The organism is Plantactinospora sp. GCM10030261 (assembly GCF_042666615.1).
Lineage (GTDB): Bacteria > Actinomycetota > Actinomycetes > Mycobacteriales > Micromonosporaceae > KBS50.
In genome coordinates this window covers 36,728-55,648 of the sequence record NZ_JBHTDD010000011.1, presented here as the reverse complement: position 1 = coordinate 55,648, position 18,921 = coordinate 36,728, and the positions used below count along the sequence as shown (strand labels likewise).

The following is an 18,921-nucleotide window of genomic DNA, read 5'->3' as shown; positions in this document are numbered from 1 at the left end:
CCGGTTTCCGGGGTGGGCGTCGTCGAGCGACGCGTCAATCGCGTGCCAGGAGCCGTCACTCACCACACCTCCCGCGACCGACTTCGAGACGCCGCCTACCGCGCCGGGTCGTCGAGGTCACCGGCGAGTTCCGCCGGGGCCCGCATCCGCCACGCGTCGGTGACCAGTTCGCGCAGGCGGTCACCGTCCACCTCCGCCAGCCGCACCATGACCAGGGGCGCCCCGTCGTACGCGGATGTGGTGAAGAACAGCCGGGGCTCGCCGAGGAGCAGCGCCTGCTTCTCGGCCTCGTCGCCGACGTACAACACCGCGATGTCGGTCCGGATGACCCGCGGCCTGCCGGGTCTCCGCTCCGGATAGGACCAGACGAATCCCTTGCCGGCGACCCGGAAGTCGAAGCCGTCGCTGTCGATCTCCACCACGTGTGGCAGCGCCGTCGCCAGCCGGCGGACGTCCTCGGCGTCAGCCATTGGGCACCGGGTCCTGCATGCCGTACAGGTTAGTGCGGTGTCCAGTAAATGCGGAACGTGATAACGGTTGGTGGCCTCCTGTTGTATACCGTGTGTGATGTCTCGTGGGGTGACGGTGGTGGTCTCGGTGTCCTTTGCGCTGCTGTAGCCCACGCAACACCGGAGACCACCTGGTAAGATACCTAACAATCGATGTATGGTGGCTGGCCGGCGTGGTTACCGTGGGTTGCTGTTGCGTGGGCTACAGCAGCGCAAAGGCCGCAGTCGGGTCGCCTCACGAACCTGTTCTCGGTGACTGTGGGTGTCTCCGTCCGCCAGGTCCGGTACACACCGGAACCCGCAAACGTCCATGGACACCGTTCGGCGGGTGGGTTCAGACGGGCAGTGCCGCGACGGCGGCGGCGACGGTCACCAGCAGCGTGGCGGTCGCCGTCGCCGCGAGCCGCTGGTCCTCCCGCACCACCTCGGCGAGTGTGGCGCTGGTGATGATGAACCGGTCCATCAGCCAACTCACCAGGTAGAAGCCGATCATCGCCAGCACCGCGGTGACCGCGAAGCCGACGAGGCTGCTCGCCCATCCCGCGAAGTCACCGGCGATCGCCGTGTGCAGCACGAGGCCGAGCGCCACCGTGAAGCCCGCCGCGATGGTCGCCGCGGCGAGGTTGCCGTGCGCCAGGTGCCGGGTAAGCCGATCGAACTGCGGCACCATGCCGTTGACCCGATACGCCGCGTACAGCGTCAGCAACCCCAGCGCCGTGAAAACGACGGTGGACACGACGCCCTGCCCCAGCGTCGGCGCGTCGCCGGACAGCGCCGCCGCGATCACCGCGCCGCTGGCGACGAAGAACCCGGCGCGTACCAGGCTGAACGCCTGCTCCGCGCGGTCCTGCGGATCCGTCATGTCGCCGTGGCCGATCACCCGGTTGAGCACCGGCCACAGCGCGCCGAGCAGCAGCGCCGCCCAGAGCCCGCCCCCCAGGAGCCAGGCCAGGTCGAACCAGGGCCGGCCGGTCGATCCCAGCAGCGGCCACATCGCGACGCCCTGGCCGATCAGCAGGCCGCAGCGCTGGACCAGGTACGAGCGGTTGTGGCGGACGAACAGTTGCTCGTGATCGTCGAAGTGGGTCAGCACGTTCACCACCGACCACAGTGACGCCACCAGGACGCCGAAGATGACGATCTTGCCGGCGGCGAGGCCGTAGTCGGTCCACGCCGCCGTGGAGAAGTAGTCGCTGACCATGGGTCCTATCCCTGGGCCGTGATGACGTGTGGGACGAAGAAGCTCACGTTGTCGGTGATCGGCCCCCGGCTCTCCCGGAAGCAGAGCCCGGCGGCCTCGTTGTCGATCATCCACACTCCGGTGAGGGCGTGGAAGGGACCGCCGACGCCGTCGAAGACCGGGAGTTCGGCGAACTCCTGCAACACGTGGCCCTCGGCGCCGTACTCGCCGCCGTTGGCGGCGACCACCTCGCCGCCCCGGATCACCGTCACGTTAGCCCCCTCGCGGCCGAACAACGGCTTGCGCACGCAGTTGTCGCGGAATCCCGGTGGCTCCTCTCCCTCGAAGTAGGCCGGCAGCAGGTACCGGCTACGCACCGGGTCGTCGCGGAACATCTCCCACAGCACCGGCAGGATGCCCTTGTTGCTCCACAGCAGTTTGTACGGCGGCTCCACCCACGTCGTGCCGGTGAGCTGCCGCATGCTCCACAGGGCCGTCCGACCGAACCGCTCGTGCAGCATCCACTCCCACGGGTAGAGCTTGAAGACCACCCGCATCGGCTCGCCGTCCTCGTCGAGGAAGTGGCCCATCGGCGCGAGTGTGGTCTCGTCGAGCGTCGCGTACGACTCGTCGAGGGTCTCCAGCCTGACGTCCTCGATGTACTGCATCTTCACCCGGTAACCGGCCTGCTCGGCAGCGGCGGCGACCAGGGCGGTGTTCATCCGGTCCTCGCCGGACGACTCGGCGGCCGTGTGGACGAAGTGGACGAGGTCGACCCGCTGCCCGCGCCCCCGCTGGAACAGTTCGAGGTTACGTTTCCAGGCGGACACCAGCGCCTCGAACGCGTTGTTCCACTGGTCGCCGCGCACGGTCGGGTGGAGCATCAGCCAGTTCCACTGGGCGCCGGTCGACTCCGGGAAGCAGGTCGGGGTGTCGGCGTTGTATTCGAGCAGCTTCGGATGGGCGAGGCGGGGATCCCTGGCCACCAGGGCCGGATCGTTGCCCCACCGCAGGTCCATCCGGCCGTACACGCTGGGGTGGTAGAAGACCGGGTCGTCGTCCTCCCAGCTCTGCACGATGGCCGGCACCGCGAACGGCGGGATTCCCAGCTTGCCGAAGAGGCGCTCCGCGATCACCCGGTCCCCGGCCTCGACCAGCATCGTGGTCAGCTCGTTGCACGCCGCCGCCAGGTCGTCGGTGTCCCGCTCGCTGACCTGGTAGTAGGCGTGCTCCACCCAATACGACATCGTGCCGCCACCCGGAACGCTGGTGTCGGAGTAGACGACCCCGTCCTGCTTGATGATCGCTTCCCAGCCGGTCCGCCCCACGCAGGGGTGCCGCTGCAGCATCAGCTGCCGCCGCTCTTGGTGCCGCTGGTGCCACCGCTGCCGAAGCCACCGCTGCTGACCGTGCTGCCGCCGACCTGGCCGGTCCGCGGCAGGCCGGCCGCGGCCCGCGCCGACTGGTTGGACGGATCGATCCGGGAGGTCTTGTGGTCGCCCGGCACGGCCGCCCCCGTGGTGTAGCGTCGCGCGGCCAGGTAGTACCAGAACGGCGACGCGCCGACCCGGGTGTCGTCGCACCGGTCCGGGTCCACCACCCGACCATTGTCGTCGATGCAGTGGACGTACCGCTGCGACCCGCGGGAACTGTCGTCGTCGTCATTCCCGCAGCCGGCGAGCCCGGTGGCCAGGAAGGCCGAAACCGTCGCCGCGAGGAAGGCCGGCGGCTGCTTCGAACGGTACGGCGGTGACATCGCTTCCCCCATGAATGTGACAACCGTGTTGCAGGGCCTCTTGGTACCACAGCCCATCCACCCACGGAATCGCCCCGACCGGCACGTCGGCGACCACTCGCGTCGGGGCGCTGGATCCGGATGGGTAGGTTGATCCCGGTGCGAGCGGCAGGCGAGAGGAGCGTGGTGGCCGATGGGAGCCGACAGCGTGACGCCGGTGGCAGCGGGCGGGGTCGCACGCGACGCGGGGTGGGTCACCGTGACGGAGGCCGCGGACCCCGACGACGCCTCGGCGTTCGGCGTGGAACTGGTGCTCAACCTCCACGGCTGCGCCCCGGACACCGTCCGCTCCCCCGACCGGCTCGCCGCCTACGTGCGGGACCTCTGCGAGCTGATCGGCATGCGCCGGTACGGCGACCTGTTCGCCGAGCGGTTCGGGCTCAACGAGACGAAGACGACCGGGTACTCGATCGTCCAGCTCATCGAGACCAGCTCGATCACCGGCCACTTCAGCGAGGCGCGAAACGCCGCCTATCTCAACATCTTCTCCTGCAAGGAGTTCGACATCGACGCCGCGACGGCTTTCACGGCCGGGTTCTTCGGCGCCACCTCGGTCGAACGACACGTGCTGACCAGGCGGTGACGGCGTGGACGCCCGACCCGAGGTCTTCATCGAGCGCGCCCTCCCGTACGGCCGTCAGGGGGTGGAGATCGCCATCGCGGTCACCGCGACGGTGTACGACAAACACAGCCGGTACGGACACATCCTGGTGCTCGACACCGAGTTCTTCGGCCGGATCCTGGTGATCGACGGCATCCTACAGACCACGGTGTCCGACGAGTTCGTCTACCACGAGATGCTCGCGCTCGCCGCGGCGGTCCGGCACGGTGCACCGCGCACCGCGCTCATCGTCGGCGGGGGTGACGGCGGCGCGCTGCGACAGGTCCTGCGCATGTCCACGGTGGAATCCGTCGTGCAGGTGGAGATCGACCCGGTCGTCGTCGAGGTGAGCCGGACGTACCTGCCGGAGGTCTCCGGCGGCGGCTACGACGACCCGCGAACCAGCCTGGTGCTCGGGGACGGGGCGGAGTTCGTGGCCCGCACCCGGGACCGGTACGACCTGGTGGTGCTGGACCTGACCGACCCACTTCCGGACAGCCCGGCGGAACGGTTGTTCGAGACGGACTTCCTCGCCCGGTGCCGCGACGTCCTGACGCCGGGCGGCGTGCTGAGCCTGCAGTGCGGCTCCCTGACGTTCCAACCGGACGAGGTGGCGACGATGTACCGGCGGGTCGCCGGCCTGTTCGACCACGTCGCGCTGCACCACGCGGTGGTGCCCGGCTACCAGCTCACCAGCTTCGGGTTCCTGCTGGCGGCGGACCGGGCGCAGCCCGGCGACGCGGCCCTGGCCGCGGCCTTCGACCGGATCGCCGGCACCTCCGGCTACCTGTCACCGGAGACCTACCACAGTTCCCGGGTCCTCCCGCCGTACCTGCGGCACCTCACCGATGGTTGACTCGCCTCCCGTGGCAGGGAGTCGGATGCGGTTGCACGTGGGCTGCGCGATGTGGACGCACAAGTCCTGGCAGGGCCGGTTCCTGGCGCACCCGCTGGCGGCCCAGGAGCGGCTGCGCGCCTACGCCGGCTGGTGCACCGCCGTCGAGGGCAACACCACCTTCTATGCCACGCCGGCCCGGGAGACGGTGGCGTCCTGGGCGCGGCAGACCGAGCCCGGGTTCCGGTTCGTGCTCAAGCTGCCGAGGGCCGTCACGCACGACCACCGGCTCGCCGGTGGCGACACGGACCTGCACGCGTTCCTGGACGCGATCGAACCGCTCGGCCCCCGGGCCCACGCCCTGTGGATCCAGCTTCCGGCCACCTTCGGGCCCACCGACGTACCCGCGCTCGCCCGTTTCCTGGGCGGCCTGCCCACCAGCCACCGGTACGCCGTCGAGGTCCGCCACCCCGCGTTCTTCGACGATCCGGGGGCGGTGGGGATGCTGGAAAGGACGCTCACCCGGTTCGACGCGGAATGGGTCTCCTTCGACACCACCGCCTTCTTCCGCACCCAGCCGGCCAGCGACGCCGAGCGGGAGGCGTGGAGCCGCAAGCCGCGTACGCCACTGCGGACGCGGGCGCTGACCGACCGCCCGATCGTCCGTTACCTTGGCCGGGACGACCCCACCCGGACCGTCGAGGGCTGGCGGCCGTTGCTCGACGTGGTGAGCGGCTGGCTGCGCGAGGGCCGTTCGCCCACCGTGTTCGTGCACACCCCCGACAACGCGGATGCCCCCGCCCTCGCCCGCCGGTTCCACGACGAGGTCCGCGCCCGCCTACCCGGGGTGGCGCCGCTGCCCGAGCCGGCACCGGTCGGCCCGGCGACCCTGTTCTGAGGCCCGGCTGACGCCGGGCCCCGCAGTCCGAGCCGGAAGCGGGGTCACACTCGTCTGCGAAGCCAGCCGACGAGGGCCGTCACCGCGAACAGCACCACTCCGATGACGAAGAGCCAGAACAGGCCCTCCACCACGAGTCCCACGACCACCAGAGCCAGCCACACCAGCAACAGGGCGACGATCAGTGCGATCATTCGCGCCATGTTCCCGTCCCTTGTCTCCACAAACCCTCCCTGACCGGCAGGGCCTGGCTGGGCGGCCGACAGGTCGGCCGGCACCGGCTGCGCAGCCCGGGCGCGGGGACGGCCGCACGGTGGCGCCGGTGTGGGTGTGCTGCCATCATCACCGGCATGCCACTCGCCCGCCGTACGCTGCTCGGCGCCGGTCTGTCCGCCGCGACCGCCGCCCTCACCGGTTGCGGCCAGCGTGACGGTGCCGACGCGCCCGCGCCCGGCGGCGGCGCGACCGACGCCGCCCCTGGGAGCAGCGCCGGGCTCGGCCCAGCGGGGCCGGCGGCGAGTGCGGGCGTTGGCAGCGCCGGCCAGGCCCGCTACGCCCCGGAGTTGACAGCGCTGCTGCGGCGTCACCTGCCGGACGCGCCGCAGACCGTCCGGCACCGCGGCTTCCCCGGCGCCGTCGCGCTGGTTCTGGTCGACGGGGCCACGACCGCGCACACCGCCGTCGGAGAGGCGCTGCGGTACGCGGCCGGGCCGAAGCTCCTGCCGGCGACCCGGCGGGTCCCGATGCGCCCCGATTCGATCTTCGACCTGGCCTCGGTCACCAAGGTCTACACCGCCATCCTGCTTCTCCAGCAGGTCGACAAGGGTCGCGTCGACCTCGCCGCCCCGGTCCGCGACTACCTGCCGGACTTCACCGGCATCGGCAAGGACCGGGTCACGGTCGAGATGCTGCTCACCCACACCAGCGGCCTACCGGTCGGCGCTGCCGTCACCGGCCTGCCGGACAGCGCGTCCCGATGGCGGGCGGTGCTCACCACCCCGCTGATCGCCGGAGCCGTGCCCGGCGACACCTTCCGCTACTCCAGCGTCGGTCTGATGGCTGCCGGCAGGATCGTCGAAAAGGTCACCGGACAGCGTCTCGACGAGGCCCTCAAGGCCAACCTCACCGGGCCACTCGGCCTGCGGGACACCGGCTTCAAGCCCACCTCGTGGCTGTCCGGCGACGGCAGGGTCAGTCGGCTCGTGGCCACCGACGCCCGCTCGTCCCGCGGCCTGCTCCGCGGCACCGTCCACGACGACGTGGCGAACCGGCTCGGCGGCGTCGCCGGCCATGCCGGCATCTTCGCCTCCGCGGCCGACCTCGCCGTCATCGGCCAACTCCTGCTCGGCGGCGGCACCTACCGGGGCACGCGCGTCCTCGCCGCCGGCACCGTGCGCCGGATGCTGACCGACCACAACGCCGGAAAGCGCGCCGTCGACCCCGAACGCCCCAATCGCACCGCCGCCCACGGTCTCGGCGTCGTGCTCGACCAACGCTGGTTCATGGGTGGACTCGCGTCTCCCCGCGCCTTCGGGCACACCGGTTTCGCCGGCCCCTCCCTGCTTGTCGACCCCGACCGGAAACTTGTCCTCGCCCTGCTCACCAACCGGGCCCATCCCAACTGGAGCTGGTCGGATCCCGACCCGGTCCGGGCCGCCGTCGGCGACCTCCTGGCTCGCGCCGTCACCTGACCGACCCGCTTGACCCGGCCGCCGCCCGGCCAGCCTGGGCAGGCCCCGCCGGGCGCACCCGGAGGCCGAACAGATCGGCGGCGTTGCGCCAGGCCACCCGTTCGGCCACCTCGTCGCTGAGATCGGCGGCCAGGACCGCGCCATACGCCGCCGCGGGATCGATCAACGTCGCGTCGGTCCCGAACAGCAGGCGTCGGGTGTCCACCGAGGCGGCCACGGCGGCGAACCGGCCGGCCTCGGTGTGGGAGAAACACGGCTCGAGCCATAGCCGGTCGACCGAGTTGGCCGCGTCGACCGCGTGTCGCCAGCCGTCCGCGCCCATGTGCCCCGCAATGGCTCGCAACCGGGGCAGGTCGGAACACGCCTGCGCCAGGTCCAACGGCGTCGCTCCCCAGGTATGCACGAGTGCCGGCAGGTTGTGTTCGGCGGCGAGAGCCAGTGCCTCCCGGGTCTGCGGCGATGCGATCGGTGATCCTGTGTACTCGGTATGGATCTTGACGCCAACGAACCGTCCGGTGGGTAGCAGCTCCGCGAGATCCCGTTCGGCCTGTGCGAGTCGACGCGGGTTGATCGCCAGGTAGCCGAGCATCCGGTCGGTGCGCCCGAGCACGTCCGCCATCGCCCGGTTCCCGCGCTCCGGGTCGTAGACGATCGCTTCGGTCGCCGAGACGATCGCGAGGTCGATGCCGTACCGGTCCATGACGGCGAGGTTGGTGGCGGCCGCGCCCACGTCCATCGTGAAGAACCACGGACCCCAGTGCGCGTGGACGTCAATGATCACGCGGATCACCCAGGATGCGGCGCGCGTTGCCACCCGCCACGGCGGTCACCCCCGCCGGATCGAGCCCCGAACGGGCCAGCCGCAGCCGTGGCACCGCGGCTTCGTAGAAGGGCGTACGGGAGCCGTAGAGCATCCGGTTGACGCCAAGTTCGGCGGCGACGAGCTCGATCGCGTCGGGCGAGTTGAGCAGACGCGTCGAGGTATGGAAGCCAGGCTCGTCGCGGGCCGCCACGACAAAGTCCCCCAGGTGGTAGAAGTGCGTGTCGAGGAAGACAACCGTGGCGCCGGCCAACGGGCGCCAGAACTGGCGTACGTCCCCACCGGCGAGCAACACGAGGCCGGCTTCGGTCGCTCGCCGGGCGACATGCCGCACGGCCGGATAGTCGGCCGCCACTCCCTGTTCGTCCGGAAACAGGCGAACGGCCCGGACACCGCGGTCGGTGAGCCGGACGATCTCACGCTCGGCACCCAGTGGATCGCGTAGATCCACCACGCCGACCGGCAGCACCGCCGGGCTGTCGAGTCCGGTCACCTCGTCGTTGCCGGTGACCACGTCGAACAGGGCCGCCCGCAGGCTGGCGACCGCCGCCCCGCCGATGCCGTTCGTCCGCAACACCTCCGCCACCTGGCCGGGTGTGCCGGTCGGTCCCGGTCGATCCGGGTATCGGCCGATGAGGACATCGACGTCCAGGGTGATCGCCGGCAGGCTGGCTGCGCTGAACGGGTTGCCGCTCACAGTGCCGCCAACACGCGCAACACCCGCTCGCGATCGTCGGCGGGCAGCGTCGGACCGAAGGGATCCACCGCGTACCGGTCCGGGATGCGCTGCTCCGCGGCCGCGATCCAGAGCATCCGCTGCACATAGCCGTCCATCGGATCCGTGAACGTCACTCCAGCGAGCCGGTCCAGCCGTTCCGAGGCGGTCACGAACTCCGCGTACTCCTTGTCCGCGAACGCCCGCAGCACCGCGGCCGTGACGGGCACGGCGGCGGCGGCGAGGCCGACGAGGGCCGCCTGCGCCCCCCACATCAGGGACGGCCCGAACATGCGGTCCTCGCCGGTGACCGCCAGCCGGCCGGCCCGGTTCGCGGCGGACAGGACGCGCTGGCAGGCCACCGCATCGTGCAGCCGGGCAACCTTCACCCCGGCCACTCCCGGGTGGTCCAGCAGACGGGTGACCACGTCGGCCGGATACGGACGTAGGTAGAGGTCGAAGGCCAGCATCGGGAGGCCGGCGGCTCGCCACACCGCCTCGTGATGGCGGATCGGATCATCGGTCTCGGGGAACACCAGCACACCCGCGGCACCGAGCTCGGCTGCCTGGACGGCCTGCCCGGCCACCTCCTCGGTCCGCTCCCCTGCTCGGCCGCCCACCCCGACGACGACCGGGACCCCGGTGCGGACCGCCTGCCGGATGATGTCGGCGCGCAACGGCTCGGCGAGGAACGGACCGCGTCCGGTGTGGGCGAGCACCGCGAGCGCGTCCGCCCCGTCGGCGACCAGCCGGCGCAGGTACGCTCCGACGACCGTCGGGACGACGGTTCCGGTCGCCGTGCTCGGTGTGGCCGCCGCCGCGACGAGCCGCCAGCGGAGCCGGTCACGCAACGCCACCGCGCGGGCGTCGATCACGACGCCACCGCGGCCCGTACGGCCCGGGCTATCTCGTCGACGTGCGCGTCGGTGTACCGCTCGTTCCAGTCGATGACCACCAGCGTCTGGCGCAGCAACCGTTCCGCCCTCGGTAACGTCCCCCAGCCGTAGGTCGGGAGGCGATCGGCGGGCGGCACCGTCAGTGGATACCGCGAGGTGCCGTACACCGGCGTGTCGGTCAGCGCGGGCGCGCAGTGCAACGGCTCGTCGAGATAGCCGGCGCGGGCCGGCACCCCGGCGGCCGCGAGCTTCCCGGCGACATCCTGGTTGGACAGTGGCGGATCGAGGACGATCGGGAACAGCCACCAGGCGTGGCTCGGGATGTCGACCGGCAGTCGCACGCCGGGAAGATCTTCCAGGGCGGCGACGAGCCGGCCAGCGGTCCGGCGCCGCGCCGCCAGCACGTCCGGCAGTTTGGCCAGTTGCGCTCGGGCGACGGCGCCGGCGAGTTCGGTCATCCGGTAGTTGAGCCCGAGGGCTTCGTGCCGGCGGGCACCGTCACGCGGCCAGCCCTTGTCGGCGAACAGCCGCATCCGGCGGGCAAGGGTCCCGTCCGCGGTGATGACCAGTCCACCGTCCCCGCAGGTGATGTGCTTCCACTGTTGGAGGCTGAAGCAGCCCACGGCGCCTGCGGTGCCGACGAGTTGGCCGTCTGGATAACGGGTGAGCCAGGCCTGGGCGCAGTCCTCGATGAGCGGGATGCCCGCCGAGTGCGCGACGGCACGCAGGTCGGCGGCGGCGCCGAACAGGTGGACGGCCAGGATCGCGCGGGTCCGCGGGCCGATCGCCGCGGCCACCGCGGCGGGGTCGAGGTTTCCGGTGGTCGGATCCACGTCGGCGAAGACCGGGACGGCGTTCTGTGCGAGGATCGGGGCGACCGTCCCGAAGTCGCTGATCGGTGAGGTGATGATCTCGTCACCGGGCTCGGGGGCGACGGCCGCGACCGCCAGGTGGAGGGCCGCGGTGCCGGAACTGCACGCGACCGCGTGGGACACCCCGAAGCACTCGGCCATCTCCCGTTCCAGCGCCCGGACCTCGGTGCCCCAGACGGAGCTGAGCATGCCCGACTGGAGGACCCGGGTGACCGCCGCGATCTCTTCCGGGCCAAGTGTCCGGCCGGTGGAATCGGCCATGCTGGGATACGACACGCACCCCTCCCCAGCGATTGCGAATACCGGCCCTGACCGTAATAGTAGGCTGTCGGTCACGCAACCCCACAGGAGGCTTCGGTGTCCATCGAGATCGGGATCGTCGGTCCGCATGACCTGGTCGACGAGGTCGCGGACACCTGCGAGGAACAGCCGGGGATCATCGCGCGACGGCTGGACTACGACCATGAGACGCAGGCGCCCGCGATCGTCGAGGCGCACGCGGGCCAACTCGTGGCCTGGCTGTTCACTGGTGTGGTGCCGTACACGCTGGCCCGGGAGGCCGATGTGCTGAGCCGACCGGCGGTGTTCGTGGACTACACCGGGGCGACCCTGCTCCAGGCCGCCGTACGGCTGCTGCACGAGGGCCACGACGTGACCCGGATCTCGATCGACACGGTAGCCGTCGGCGACGTCACGACGACCTTCGCGGATGCGGGGTTGCCGGTCGACCGGGTTCGCGTCCTGCCATACCGCAGCGGGCTCGGTTCGGATGACCTGATCGCCTTCCACCGCCGCCACCGACGGTCCGGCACCACCGCCGTGACCTGCTTGAGTTCGGTGCACGAGGCCCTGAGGCAGGAGATGCCGGCCTTCCGGCTCGCGCCGTCGAGCCACGCGGTGCGCACAGCACTGCGTCAGCTCATGCTGCAGGCCAGCAGCCAGGCACAGGAGGACGCGCAGATCGCGCTCGGTCTCGTCGAGCTGCCCGATGCCGACGGGTTGCTGCGGGAGGTGGCCGCCCTCGGCGGCACGCTCGCGGGGTTCGCCCACGGCACGCACCTGATCGTCACCACCCGAGGGCCGTTGCACGAGGCCACTGCCGGCTTCACCACCCTGCCGATGCTGCGACGCCTCGTCGACCGGTACGACACCGTGCGGATCGGCTTCGGGCTCGGCAACAGCGCGGCCGAGGCGGAGAACCTCGCCCGTCGGGCGCTGAGCCGGGCCCGGCGGATCGGCCCGACGGCGGCCGTGCTCGCGCTCCGCGGGGACACGGACATCGTGTTGGACGCCACGGTGCCGATGCCGCCGGCGCGGGAGCAGAATCTCGCCGTCATCGCCCAACGCGTCGGGTTGTCCGTGCCCACGCTGCTGCGGCTGCGTCAGGTCCGCGACGCCACCGGAGTCGAGCCGCTGACCAGCCGCGACGTGGCCCGACATCTCACCATCGCCCAACGCACGGCCCGCCGGATGCTGCACCGGCTGGAACTGGCCGGTCTCGCCGAGCGCACCGGCAACCTCGCCTCGGGCGGCAGCGGACGCCCGTTGACCCTCTACCGGCTGACCCTGTGACCTCGGCTGGCCGCGATCCCGTCAGCGGCCCCGGGTGACCGCGACCGCGGCCCAGTCAGGACCTCGGGTGACCGCGACGGCCCAGTCAGGGCCTCGGGTGACCGCGACCCAGTCAACGACCCGGGTGACCGTGACCCGTCAGCGCAGCCAGTCGTCGAGATGGCCGGCCACGAAATCGTCGTCCCGCAGGTGGGGGTAGGCCCGGTGGATCCGGTCCAGCTCCGCCAGTTGCCCCGAGGACAGCTCCTCGGCGGGATCCAGGCACCAGCGGCCGGCCAGCAGCCCCTGCCGGCGCAGCACCTCGTGGATGCCGGGGATGCAGCCGTGATAACCGTTGGCGGCATCGAAGATGGCGGCGTTCGCGTCGGTGAGGTGACCGTCGAGAGTCAGCAGCCGGCGCAGAGCGGCATCGTCGCCATCGCGGGCCAGCCTGGCCTCGGCGAGCAACGACACCGCGGTACGCACCCACACCGCCCATTGGCCGAGCAGCCCTCCGACGAACTCCACCTCGACCGATGACCCGTCGACCACGACCCGGTGCGGCGCCACCAGGTCGGCCAGGATGTGGTCGTCGTTGCCGGTGTAGAGCGCCAGGTCGCCAACCCGACCCGCGGCGCACACACCGTGCAGCACGTCCAGGGTCCGGTATCGGTCGAACGGCGCCACCTTGATGCCCACCACCGTCTCGACGCTGGCGAGCCGAGCCCAGAACTCGCGGGACAGGTGACGTCCGCCGACGGCCGGCTGGAGGTAGAAACCAATCACCGGAAGCACCTGACCGACCGCCCGGACCCGGTCGATCAACTGGTCCTCGTCCAGATCCGGCGCCGGCGACAGCAACACGAGGTGGTAGCCGAGCGCGGCGGCCAATTCGGCCTCGGCCACCGCCTGGTTGGTCGGGCCGCAGGCGCCGGCCACCAGCACCGGATCCGCTCCGGCCGCGGTCTCGGCGGCCAGTTCGAGCACCGGCCCCAGCAGGCCGACCGCCGGGTCGTGGATGGCGAACTGCGTGGTGTGTACGCCAACCGCGATCCCACCCGCACCGGCGGCCAGGTAGTAGCGGGTCAGCGCTCGTTGCCGCCGTTCGTCGAGGCGCCGCCGCGCGTCGAGGGCGAGCGGGTGCGCCGGGATCACGCATCCGCGCCGGAACCGTTCCAACGCCGAGGCATGGTCCGTGGCACCGGTCACTGAAGCAGTCAACGCGTCGTCTCCCTAGAAGTTGCCGTCGCGGCGCTGGAAGCTGGTGGGCTTGCCGTGGGTGGGCAGTCCGGCGGCGACCCAGTCCGCGGTCAGCGCGACCAGTTCGGCCAAGGGCACGTCTGGGTAGCCGAACAGGCCGTGACAGAGCTGGGCGTTGGACAGCAGCGCGGTGGGCGCCTCGGTGCCGGTGAGGATCGGGTCACGACCCAGCCGGTCCCCGAGCGCGGTCGCGACCTGGCGGATCGAGACCAGTTCGGGCCCGGTCAGGTTGAGCACGAAGGGTGGGTTCGCCGCGTGCCGCAGGGCGCGCAGAGTGACCTCGTTGGCGTATCCCTGCCAGACGACGTTGGCGTGCCCCATGGTGACGTCGATGGGATCCCCCGCCAGCACCGCGCGGGCGAGATCGACCAGGACGCCGTAGCGCATCTCGACGGCGTAGTTGAGCCGGATGAGCGCGGTGGGGGTGCCGTCGCGCTGGGTGAAGTGGGTGAGGATCCGCTCGCGCCCGAGGCAGGACATGGCGTACTCGCCGACCGGACCCACGGGTGTGCGCTCCACGCAACCGCCGCTGACGACCGGCACCAGCGGGTAGACGTTGCCGGTGGACAGGGCCACCATCCGCGAGCCGGCGAACCGCTGCGCCACCCGGCCCGGAAGGTAGGTGTTCGTGGCCCAGGTCGCGTGCTCCCGGCCGGAGGTGCCAAACTTCGAGCCGACGAGGAACACGACGTTGGCGGCGTCCGGCAGGGCGGCCAGCTCGGCGTCGTCGGCGATGTCGGCCTCGACCACCTCGGCGCCCGCGGCGCGCAACGATCCGGCCAGCCCCGGTTCGGAGAACCTGGACACCGCTATGACCCGGCCGCCGGTGCCGGCCGCGGCCACTCCCCGCAGCGCCTGCCGAATCAGGCTCGGCCCCAGCTTGCCGCCGGCGCCGAGGACCAGGATGTCGCCGCCGAGCTCGCGGAGATCGTCAACAAGGGCATCCCGGGGGGCCGACAGTCGGTCCTCCAGATCCTCCACCGACCGCATGCTTCCCACCCTCCCGAGGTAACGGCCATGACCGTAACCGCCCGACGAGAGGGCCGTCAAGACGTCCAACGGACCAGCCGCCGTCCGGAATGGATCGTCAGCGCACCGAGGTGGCGCCGACCTGGGCACGGGCGGCCGACAACACGCCCAGCACCGCCCGGGTCTCCGGCCACGGCACGGGGCTGGTTCCGTGCCGCACCATGCCGATAAACGCCTCGATCGTCGCGCGGTAACCGAGTTCGTCCGCCCCACCGGTCAACGCGACCCGCCGCTCGCCGGCCGGGGTCTGCACGGTCACCTCGTATGATTCGCCGTCGCTCACACCGAGCACCTCGACCGAGCCAGGCACGCCGCTGTCCCACTGCAGGGTCAACAGGCTCGTGTCCTCGGACCGTAGTTGGTGGTGGATCCGGGTGGCCCGGGCAGCCCCCACCAACCGCACGGCCGGACCAAGGAGCGCCACGAGCAGTTCCACGCCGTGCAGGCCCATCATCACCATGATGCCGCCGCCGATCGCCGGGTCGTCCTGCCACGGGTTGTATCCGCTGGCCCACAGGCCCACGTCGTGCCGCACCGTGGCGCGAACCGCCAAGACGTCCTCGCTGGACACGGTGAACGTCGTGAAGGCCGGTGCGAACCGGAGCACCGACGAGGTGAACACCAGGTCCGGCGCGCGGCTCACCACCCGGTCGAGCCGGGCCAGCTGGCCGGCGGTGGCCGCGGCCGGCTTGTTGACGAAGCAGGGCAGGCCCTGGTCGAGCACCCGAGCCAGGGCGTCTGGAACGTCGGGGGTGGGCACGGTGAGCACCACCCCGTCCGGTCGGGTGGCCAGCAACGCGGCGAGGTCCGACGCCATCGCGGCGTCGGGGTGCTCGGCACGGAACCGGGCTAGCCGATCCGAGTCCTGCTCCCAGACCACCAGTTCGGCGTGCTCACGCAGCGTCCGAGCGTCGGTGTAGGGATGGCTGGTGGCCAGTCCGGCCAGGGCGATGCGCATGAACCAGCAGGCTACTCATCCCTTGATGCCGGAGGTGGCGATCCCCTCCGTGAAGTAACGCTGGCCGATCAGATAGGCCATGAAGATCGGGACAAACGCCACGACGGAGCCCGCCAGCAGCATGTTGAGGGCGACGTTCTCCTGTTGCAACGACGCGATGCCGGTGGTCAAGGTACGCATGTCGACGCTCTGGCCCACGATGAGCGGCCAGAGGAAGTCGTTCCAGTGCCAGAGGAACACGAAAACGCCGAGGGTGGCCAGGATCGGTTTGATCAGGGGCAGCACGATCGAGACGTACACGCGCCACTCTGAGCAGCCGTCGATCTGGGCCGCCTCGAACAGCGAGTCGGGCAGGGCCGCGATGAACTGCCGCATCAGGAACACCGCCTGCGCGTTGGCCAAGGTAGGCACGATCATGCCCCAGTAGGTGTCGACACCGTTGAGTTCCGCCACGAGGATGAAGGTCGGGATCATCGTGACGTGGTACGGCACCATGAGCATCGCGAGAAACGACCAGAACAGCGGTTCCTTGCCCGGAAAGCGTTTCTTGGCGAAGGCGTAGCCGGCCAGGGACGACAGCAGCAGCACGCCGACCACCGAAACGACTGAGTAGACCAGCGTGTTGAAAGTCCATCGCAGGATGCTCTTGGCGCCGAACACCGACCCGTACGCCTCGCCGGACACCGGCGAGGGCAGCAGCGCCTCGGGAAAGACCAGCGGTCCGGTTGGCTTGAACGACAGGACAACCATCGCGTAGAACGGGAACAGGGTGACGGCGGCCCCGGCCAGCAACAGCACCGCGCGGACGAGCCGGCCCGCCGGCGTGCCGCGACCGGGCCGGTACGGTCGCCGCCGTCCCGCCCTCCGCGACGGTGGCGCCGCCGTGGTGGCCGGCTCGGTCATCGTGTCGGTCATCTCTCCCTCCCCAGGGTCAGTCGCTGGATCAGTGCCACGACGACGGTCATCACGAACAACACGACCCCGATGGCGCTGGCGTAGCCCAGGTCGAAGTAGCGGAATCCCTGGTCGTAGAGCAGGTAGATGAGGTTGTAACTGGCGCGCACCGGTCCGCCGCCGGTCATCACGAAGATGGTGTCGAAAACCTGGAACGAGACCGTCGTCTCGATGACCGCGAGAAAGAACAGGGCGGGTCGCAGCTGCGGCAGCACGATGTGCCGGAAGCGCTGGCAGGTGGAGGCCCCATCGGTCATCGCAGCCTCCTCCAGCTCGGCGGGAATCTCGTGCAACCGGGCGAGCAGGATCAACATGCCGTACCCGAAGCGGGCCCAGACAGAGACAAGCACCAGTGCGGGGATCACCAGGACCTCGTCGGCGAGCCAGGACTGCGCCGGCAGACCGAGGGCGTTCATGGCCCGGGACCAGGGGCCGCCGTCGGCGAAGATCCAGGTGAAGATGACCCCGGCGAGCACCAGACTGGTGACCACCGGCAGGAAGAAGATGGACCGGAAGACCCGGCTACCTCGGAACGCGCGCCGGGTCAGCAGGGCCATGCCCAACGAGGCGAGCATGGACAGCGGTACGGCCAGGAGGGTGAAGAGCACGGTCACCCGCAGCGCGGACCAGAACGTGGGGTCCTCGACCAGCCGCCGGAAATTCGTCAACCCGGTCCAGCTGGTGTCCCCACCGATGGTGTAGTCCGTGAAGCCAAGCAACACGCCGGCGATCGCCGGTCCGAACCGGAACGCCACGAACAGCAGCAGGCAGGGCAGGATGAAGAGCAGCGCCATGCCGGCCTCCCGGCGGGACGGAGCCCGCGGGCGGCGCGGCGCCCGCGCTGGCGTCGCAACCATCTGACAACCTCCTTCCGGTTCGTGGCGGGCCGCTGCACCGCCACGAACCGGTTTGCCGAACCGATTCTGGTAGGGGTCGGTATCCTGCCCCGCAACTCGCCTGTAGCTTCGCCGGACGACCCCTAGCCGAGCAGGGCGTTCGCCGCCTTCTCCGCGTCCCCGAGGGCCCGATCGACCGGCTTCCGGCCGAGCAGGGCCGCCTGGATCTCCGGCGCCAGGGCGCCCATGATGTCCCGGGACTTCTCGTTCAACGGTCCGACGGTGGTAAGGCCGACGTTCTTCTCCAGCTCACCGAGCACCGGGTCGGCCGGATACAGCGTGCCCACTGACTTCTTCGGCGAGAAGAAACGGGCGGCCAGGTCGTACTCCTTGGCGTTCTCGGGGGCCGTGGCGAAGGAGATCCACTTGCCGGCCGCCGCCTTGTCCTCGGCGCCTCTGAGCATGACCAGGGATCCGACGGTGCCGTACTGGGCCTGCTTCGTCCCGGTCAACGGGGCGAGCGCCTGGATGTTGTCCTTGCCCCAGACGGGTTCCACGGCGGCCGGCTCCAGGTGCCACACGCAGCCCACCTTGCCCTGCCCGATGCGGGTCTGCTCGATCGGCGGCAGCGCGGTGATCAGGCTCTTGTCGACATATCCGCCGTCTACCAGTTGCTTGAGGAAGGTCAATGCCTTCCGCCCAGCGTCGCTGTTGAACGCGGCCGAGGTGCCGTCCGATCCGAACACGTCGCCACCGGCCTGCCAGAGCAGCGGATAGAACGTCAGGTTGAGGGTCTGCTTGGGGTCGCCCGGATAGGCGGTCATGTCGAAGCCCTTGGCCTTGAAAGCGGGTGCCATGGCGAGCAGCTCGTCCCAGGTCTTCGGGTACGTGGTCTGACCGACCGCCGCGAAGACCTTCTTGTTGCACAGCAGCCCCTGGGCGCTGGTGAGGATCGGGGCACCCATCATCTTGCCGTCGATGGTGACCGACTCCTTGACGTTGTCCAGGTAGTCGTCCTTGGCTGCGGCGTCGAGGTACGTGTCGACAGGCTCGATGTTGCGGGCGTACTTGGGAAGCTGGTCGGGGATGAGGTAGACAACATCCGGGCCCTTGTTGCCGGCCAGCGCGGTGGACAGCGACTGGTCCCGGTTGGCCCACGGGAAGATCTCCACCTTGACATCGATCCCGGAGTTCTCGGCCTTGAAGGCCGCCACCTTGTCGTCCCAGAACGCCCGGTGCTGCGCTTCGTCGGAGATCACCGGATATACCCACATGCTCACTGATGTGGTGGCGCCATCGGAGCCGCCGGATCCGCCACAGCCGGTGACGGCCAGCGCGCTCGCCAGCAGTCCCGCCATGGCGGCCAAGCCCTTTCGCACACGCATTTGGCATCCTTCCCGGGAAGAGTTCGCCGTAATCTAGCTTACGGTCTGGGCCGATACCAGGTTCTCGGGATACCGACCTGATATCGAACACCTAGTCAGTCACCCGGACCATATGGGTCCGGGCCGTAATATCGAA

Annotated in this window: 20 protein-coding genes; 5 read left to right on the top strand and 15 right to left on the bottom strand. The window is 70.4% G+C overall.

Annotation, left to right across the window (positions count from 1 at the left end; all coding sequences use genetic code 11):
- Nucleotides 1–95: 95 nt before the first annotated feature.
- The 4 genes from ACFQUZ_RS15270 to ACFQUZ_RS15255 form a co-directional block, all read right to left on the bottom strand.
- Complete coding sequence (locus ACFQUZ_RS15270) at nt 96–470, bottom strand: MmcQ/YjbR family DNA-binding protein (RefSeq protein ID WP_377442530.1); 375 nt, start codon at nt 468–470, stop codon at nt 96–98.
- A 373-nt stretch (nt 471–843) separates the two neighbouring features.
- The gene (locus tag ACFQUZ_RS15265) at nt 844–1,710 is read right to left on the bottom strand and encodes a hypothetical protein (RefSeq protein WP_377442528.1); all 867 of its coding nucleotides are present in this window, start codon (nt 1,708–1,710) and stop codon (nt 844–846) included.
- A gap of 5 nt (nt 1,711–1,715) precedes the next feature.
- On the bottom strand, nt 1,716–3,038 hold the full coding sequence (locus ACFQUZ_RS15260) for a glutathionylspermidine synthase family protein (RefSeq protein ID WP_377442527.1): 1,323 nt from the start codon (nt 3,036–3,038) through the stop codon (nt 1,716–1,718).
- Nucleotides 3,038–3,445 (bottom strand): hypothetical protein, encoded by a 408-nt coding sequence (locus ACFQUZ_RS15255; protein WP_377442525.1) that lies wholly within the window; start codon nt 3,443–3,445, stop codon nt 3,038–3,040. Before ACFQUZ_RS15255 ends, ACFQUZ_RS15260 begins: the two co-directional genes overlap by 1 nt.
- A 172-nt stretch (nt 3,446–3,617) precedes the next feature.
- Between ACFQUZ_RS15255 and ACFQUZ_RS15250 the strand changes: the two genes are divergently transcribed.
- Genes ACFQUZ_RS15250 through ACFQUZ_RS15240 form a run of 3 tightly spaced genes read left to right on the top strand, consistent with a single transcriptional unit; the run spans nt 3,618 to nt 5,818 of the window.
- Nucleotides 3,618–4,067 (top strand): S-adenosylmethionine decarboxylase family protein, encoded by a 450-nt coding sequence (locus ACFQUZ_RS15250; RefSeq protein ID WP_377442524.1) that lies wholly within the window; start codon nt 3,618–3,620, stop codon nt 4,065–4,067.
- Nucleotides 4,068–4,071: 4 nt separating this feature from the next.
- The gene (speE, locus tag ACFQUZ_RS15245; protein WP_377442522.1) at nt 4,072–4,941 is read left to right on the top strand and encodes a polyamine aminopropyltransferase; all 870 of its coding nucleotides are present in this window, start codon (nt 4,072–4,074) and stop codon (nt 4,939–4,941) included.
- Between the two features lie 49 nt (nt 4,942–4,990).
- Entirely contained in the window at nt 4,991–5,818 is an 828-nt protein-coding gene (locus ACFQUZ_RS15240; RefSeq protein WP_377442767.1) for a DUF72 domain-containing protein, read from the top strand.
- Between the two features lie 44 nt (nt 5,819–5,862).
- Here the strand turns inward: ACFQUZ_RS15240 and ACFQUZ_RS15235 are convergent, their stop codons facing one another.
- A complete protein-coding gene (locus ACFQUZ_RS15235; protein WP_377442520.1) occupies nt 5,863–6,021 on the bottom strand; it encodes a hypothetical protein in 159 nt (52 codons plus the stop codon).
- Nucleotides 6,022–6,168: 147 nt separating this feature from the next.
- On the opposite strand from ACFQUZ_RS15235, the gene ACFQUZ_RS15230 reads away from it, so the two are divergent.
- A complete protein-coding gene (locus ACFQUZ_RS15230) occupies nt 6,169–7,509 on the top strand; it encodes a serine hydrolase domain-containing protein (protein WP_377442518.1) in 1,341 nt (446 codons plus the stop codon).
- Here the strand turns inward: ACFQUZ_RS15230 and ACFQUZ_RS15225 are convergent.
- From ACFQUZ_RS15225 to ACFQUZ_RS15210, 4 genes are read right to left on the bottom strand one after another with little or no spacing between them, the layout of a single operon-like run.
- The gene (locus ACFQUZ_RS15225; protein ID WP_377442516.1) at nt 7,502–8,290 is read right to left on the bottom strand and encodes an amidohydrolase family protein; all 789 of its coding nucleotides are present in this window, start codon (nt 8,288–8,290) and stop codon (nt 7,502–7,504) included. The genes ACFQUZ_RS15230 and ACFQUZ_RS15225 overlap by 8 nt on opposite strands.
- The gene (locus ACFQUZ_RS15220) at nt 8,280–9,026 is read right to left on the bottom strand and encodes an amidohydrolase family protein (RefSeq protein ID WP_377442514.1); all 747 of its coding nucleotides are present in this window, start codon (nt 9,024–9,026) and stop codon (nt 8,280–8,282) included. The genes ACFQUZ_RS15225 and ACFQUZ_RS15220 overlap by 11 nt, the downstream gene beginning before the upstream one ends.
- Nucleotides 9,023–9,919 carry a dihydrodipicolinate synthase family protein gene (locus tag ACFQUZ_RS15215; protein ID WP_377442512.1) on the bottom strand — a complete coding sequence of 299 codons (897 nt, stop codon included), beginning with the start codon at nt 9,917–9,919 and terminating at the stop codon, nt 9,023–9,025. The genes ACFQUZ_RS15220 and ACFQUZ_RS15215 overlap by 4 nt, the downstream gene beginning before the upstream one ends.
- On the bottom strand, nt 9,916–11,088 hold the full coding sequence (locus ACFQUZ_RS15210; protein WP_377442510.1) for a DegT/DnrJ/EryC1/StrS family aminotransferase: 1,173 nt from the start codon (nt 11,086–11,088) through the stop codon (nt 9,916–9,918). The genes ACFQUZ_RS15215 and ACFQUZ_RS15210 overlap by 4 nt, the downstream gene beginning before the upstream one ends.
- An 81-nt stretch (nt 11,089–11,169) precedes the next feature.
- Here ACFQUZ_RS15210 and ACFQUZ_RS15205 point away from each other — a divergent pair, with 81 nt between their 5' ends.
- Nucleotides 11,170–12,384: a hypothetical protein gene (locus ACFQUZ_RS15205; RefSeq protein ID WP_377442508.1), complete on the top strand. Its 1,215-nt coding sequence runs from the start codon at nt 11,170–11,172 to the stop codon at nt 12,382–12,384.
- Between the two features lie 138 nt (nt 12,385–12,522).
- On the opposite strand, the gene ACFQUZ_RS15200 is transcribed toward ACFQUZ_RS15205, so the two are convergent.
- The 6 genes from ACFQUZ_RS15200 to ACFQUZ_RS15175 all read right to left on the bottom strand — a co-directional run bounded on the left by ACFQUZ_RS15200 (nt 12,523) and on the right by ACFQUZ_RS15175 (nt 18,785).
- Nucleotides 12,523–13,584: a dihydrodipicolinate synthase family protein gene (locus tag ACFQUZ_RS15200; RefSeq protein WP_377442506.1), complete on the bottom strand. Its 1,062-nt coding sequence runs from the start codon at nt 13,582–13,584 to the stop codon at nt 12,523–12,525.
- Between the two features lie 12 nt (nt 13,585–13,596).
- A complete protein-coding gene (locus ACFQUZ_RS15195) occupies nt 13,597–14,613 on the bottom strand; it encodes an NAD-dependent epimerase/dehydratase family protein (protein ID WP_377442504.1) in 1,017 nt (338 codons plus the stop codon).
- Nucleotides 14,614–14,710: 97 nt separating this feature from the next.
- Entirely contained in the window at nt 14,711–15,610 is a 900-nt protein-coding gene (locus ACFQUZ_RS15190; protein ID WP_377442503.1) for a Gfo/Idh/MocA family protein, read from the bottom strand.
- 15 nt (nt 15,611–15,625) lie between these two features.
- Complete coding sequence (locus ACFQUZ_RS15185) at nt 15,626–16,525, bottom strand: carbohydrate ABC transporter permease (RefSeq protein WP_377442501.1); 900 nt, start codon at nt 16,523–16,525, stop codon at nt 15,626–15,628.
- Entirely contained in the window at nt 16,522–17,421 is a 900-nt protein-coding gene (locus tag ACFQUZ_RS15180) for a carbohydrate ABC transporter permease (protein WP_377442499.1), read from the bottom strand. The genes ACFQUZ_RS15185 and ACFQUZ_RS15180 overlap by 4 nt, the downstream gene beginning before the upstream one ends.
- A gap of 122 nt (nt 17,422–17,543) precedes the next feature.
- Nucleotides 17,544–18,785, bottom strand: coding sequence for an ABC transporter substrate-binding protein (locus ACFQUZ_RS15175; protein ID WP_377442497.1), 1,242 nt, complete (start codon nt 18,783–18,785; stop codon nt 17,544–17,546).
- Nucleotides 18,786–18,921: the final 136 nt, after the last annotated feature.

Bases quoted from the DNA above. Each gene is read 5' to 3' on its own strand.
- ACFQUZ_RS15230 (WP_377442518.1), top strand. From the start codon at position 6,169: ATGCCACTCGCCCGCCGTACGCTGCTCGGCGCCGGTCTGTCCGCCGCG.
- ACFQUZ_RS15180 (WP_377442499.1), bottom strand. From the start codon at position 17,421: ATGGTTGCGACGCCAGCGCGGGCGCCGCGCCGCCCGCGGGCTCCGTCC.
- ACFQUZ_RS15250 (WP_377442524.1), top strand. From the start codon at position 3,618: ATGGGAGCCGACAGCGTGACGCCGGTGGCAGCGGGCGGGGTCGCACGC.
- ACFQUZ_RS15195 (WP_377442504.1), bottom strand. From the start codon at position 14,613: ATGCGGTCGGTGGAGGATCTGGAGGACCGACTGTCGGCCCCCCGGGAT.
- ACFQUZ_RS15255 (WP_377442525.1), bottom strand. From the start codon at position 3,445: ATGTCACCGCCGTACCGTTCGAAGCAGCCGCCGGCCTTCCTCGCGGCG.
- ACFQUZ_RS15265 (WP_377442528.1), bottom strand. From the start codon at position 1,710: ATGGTCAGCGACTACTTCTCCACGGCGGCGTGGACCGACTACGGCCTC.
- ACFQUZ_RS15185 (WP_377442501.1), bottom strand. From the start codon at position 16,525: ATGACCGACACGATGACCGAGCCGGCCACCACGGCGGCGCCACCGTCG.
- ACFQUZ_RS15240 (WP_377442767.1), top strand. From the start codon at position 4,991: ATGTGGACGCACAAGTCCTGGCAGGGCCGGTTCCTGGCGCACCCGCTG.
- ACFQUZ_RS15270 (WP_377442530.1), bottom strand. From the start codon at position 470: ATGGCTGACGCCGAGGACGTCCGCCGGCTGGCGACGGCGCTGCCACAC.
- ACFQUZ_RS15235 (WP_377442520.1), bottom strand. From the start codon at position 6,021: ATGGCGCGAATGATCGCACTGATCGTCGCCCTGTTGCTGGTGTGGCTG.
- ACFQUZ_RS15190 (WP_377442503.1), bottom strand. From the start codon at position 15,610: ATGCGCATCGCCCTGGCCGGACTGGCCACCAGCCATCCCTACACCGAC.
- ACFQUZ_RS15175 (WP_377442497.1), bottom strand. From the start codon at position 18,785: ATGCGTGTGCGAAAGGGCTTGGCCGCCATGGCGGGACTGCTGGCGAGC.
- ACFQUZ_RS15260 (WP_377442527.1), bottom strand. From the start codon at position 3,038: ATGCTGCAGCGGCACCCCTGCGTGGGGCGGACCGGCTGGGAAGCGATC.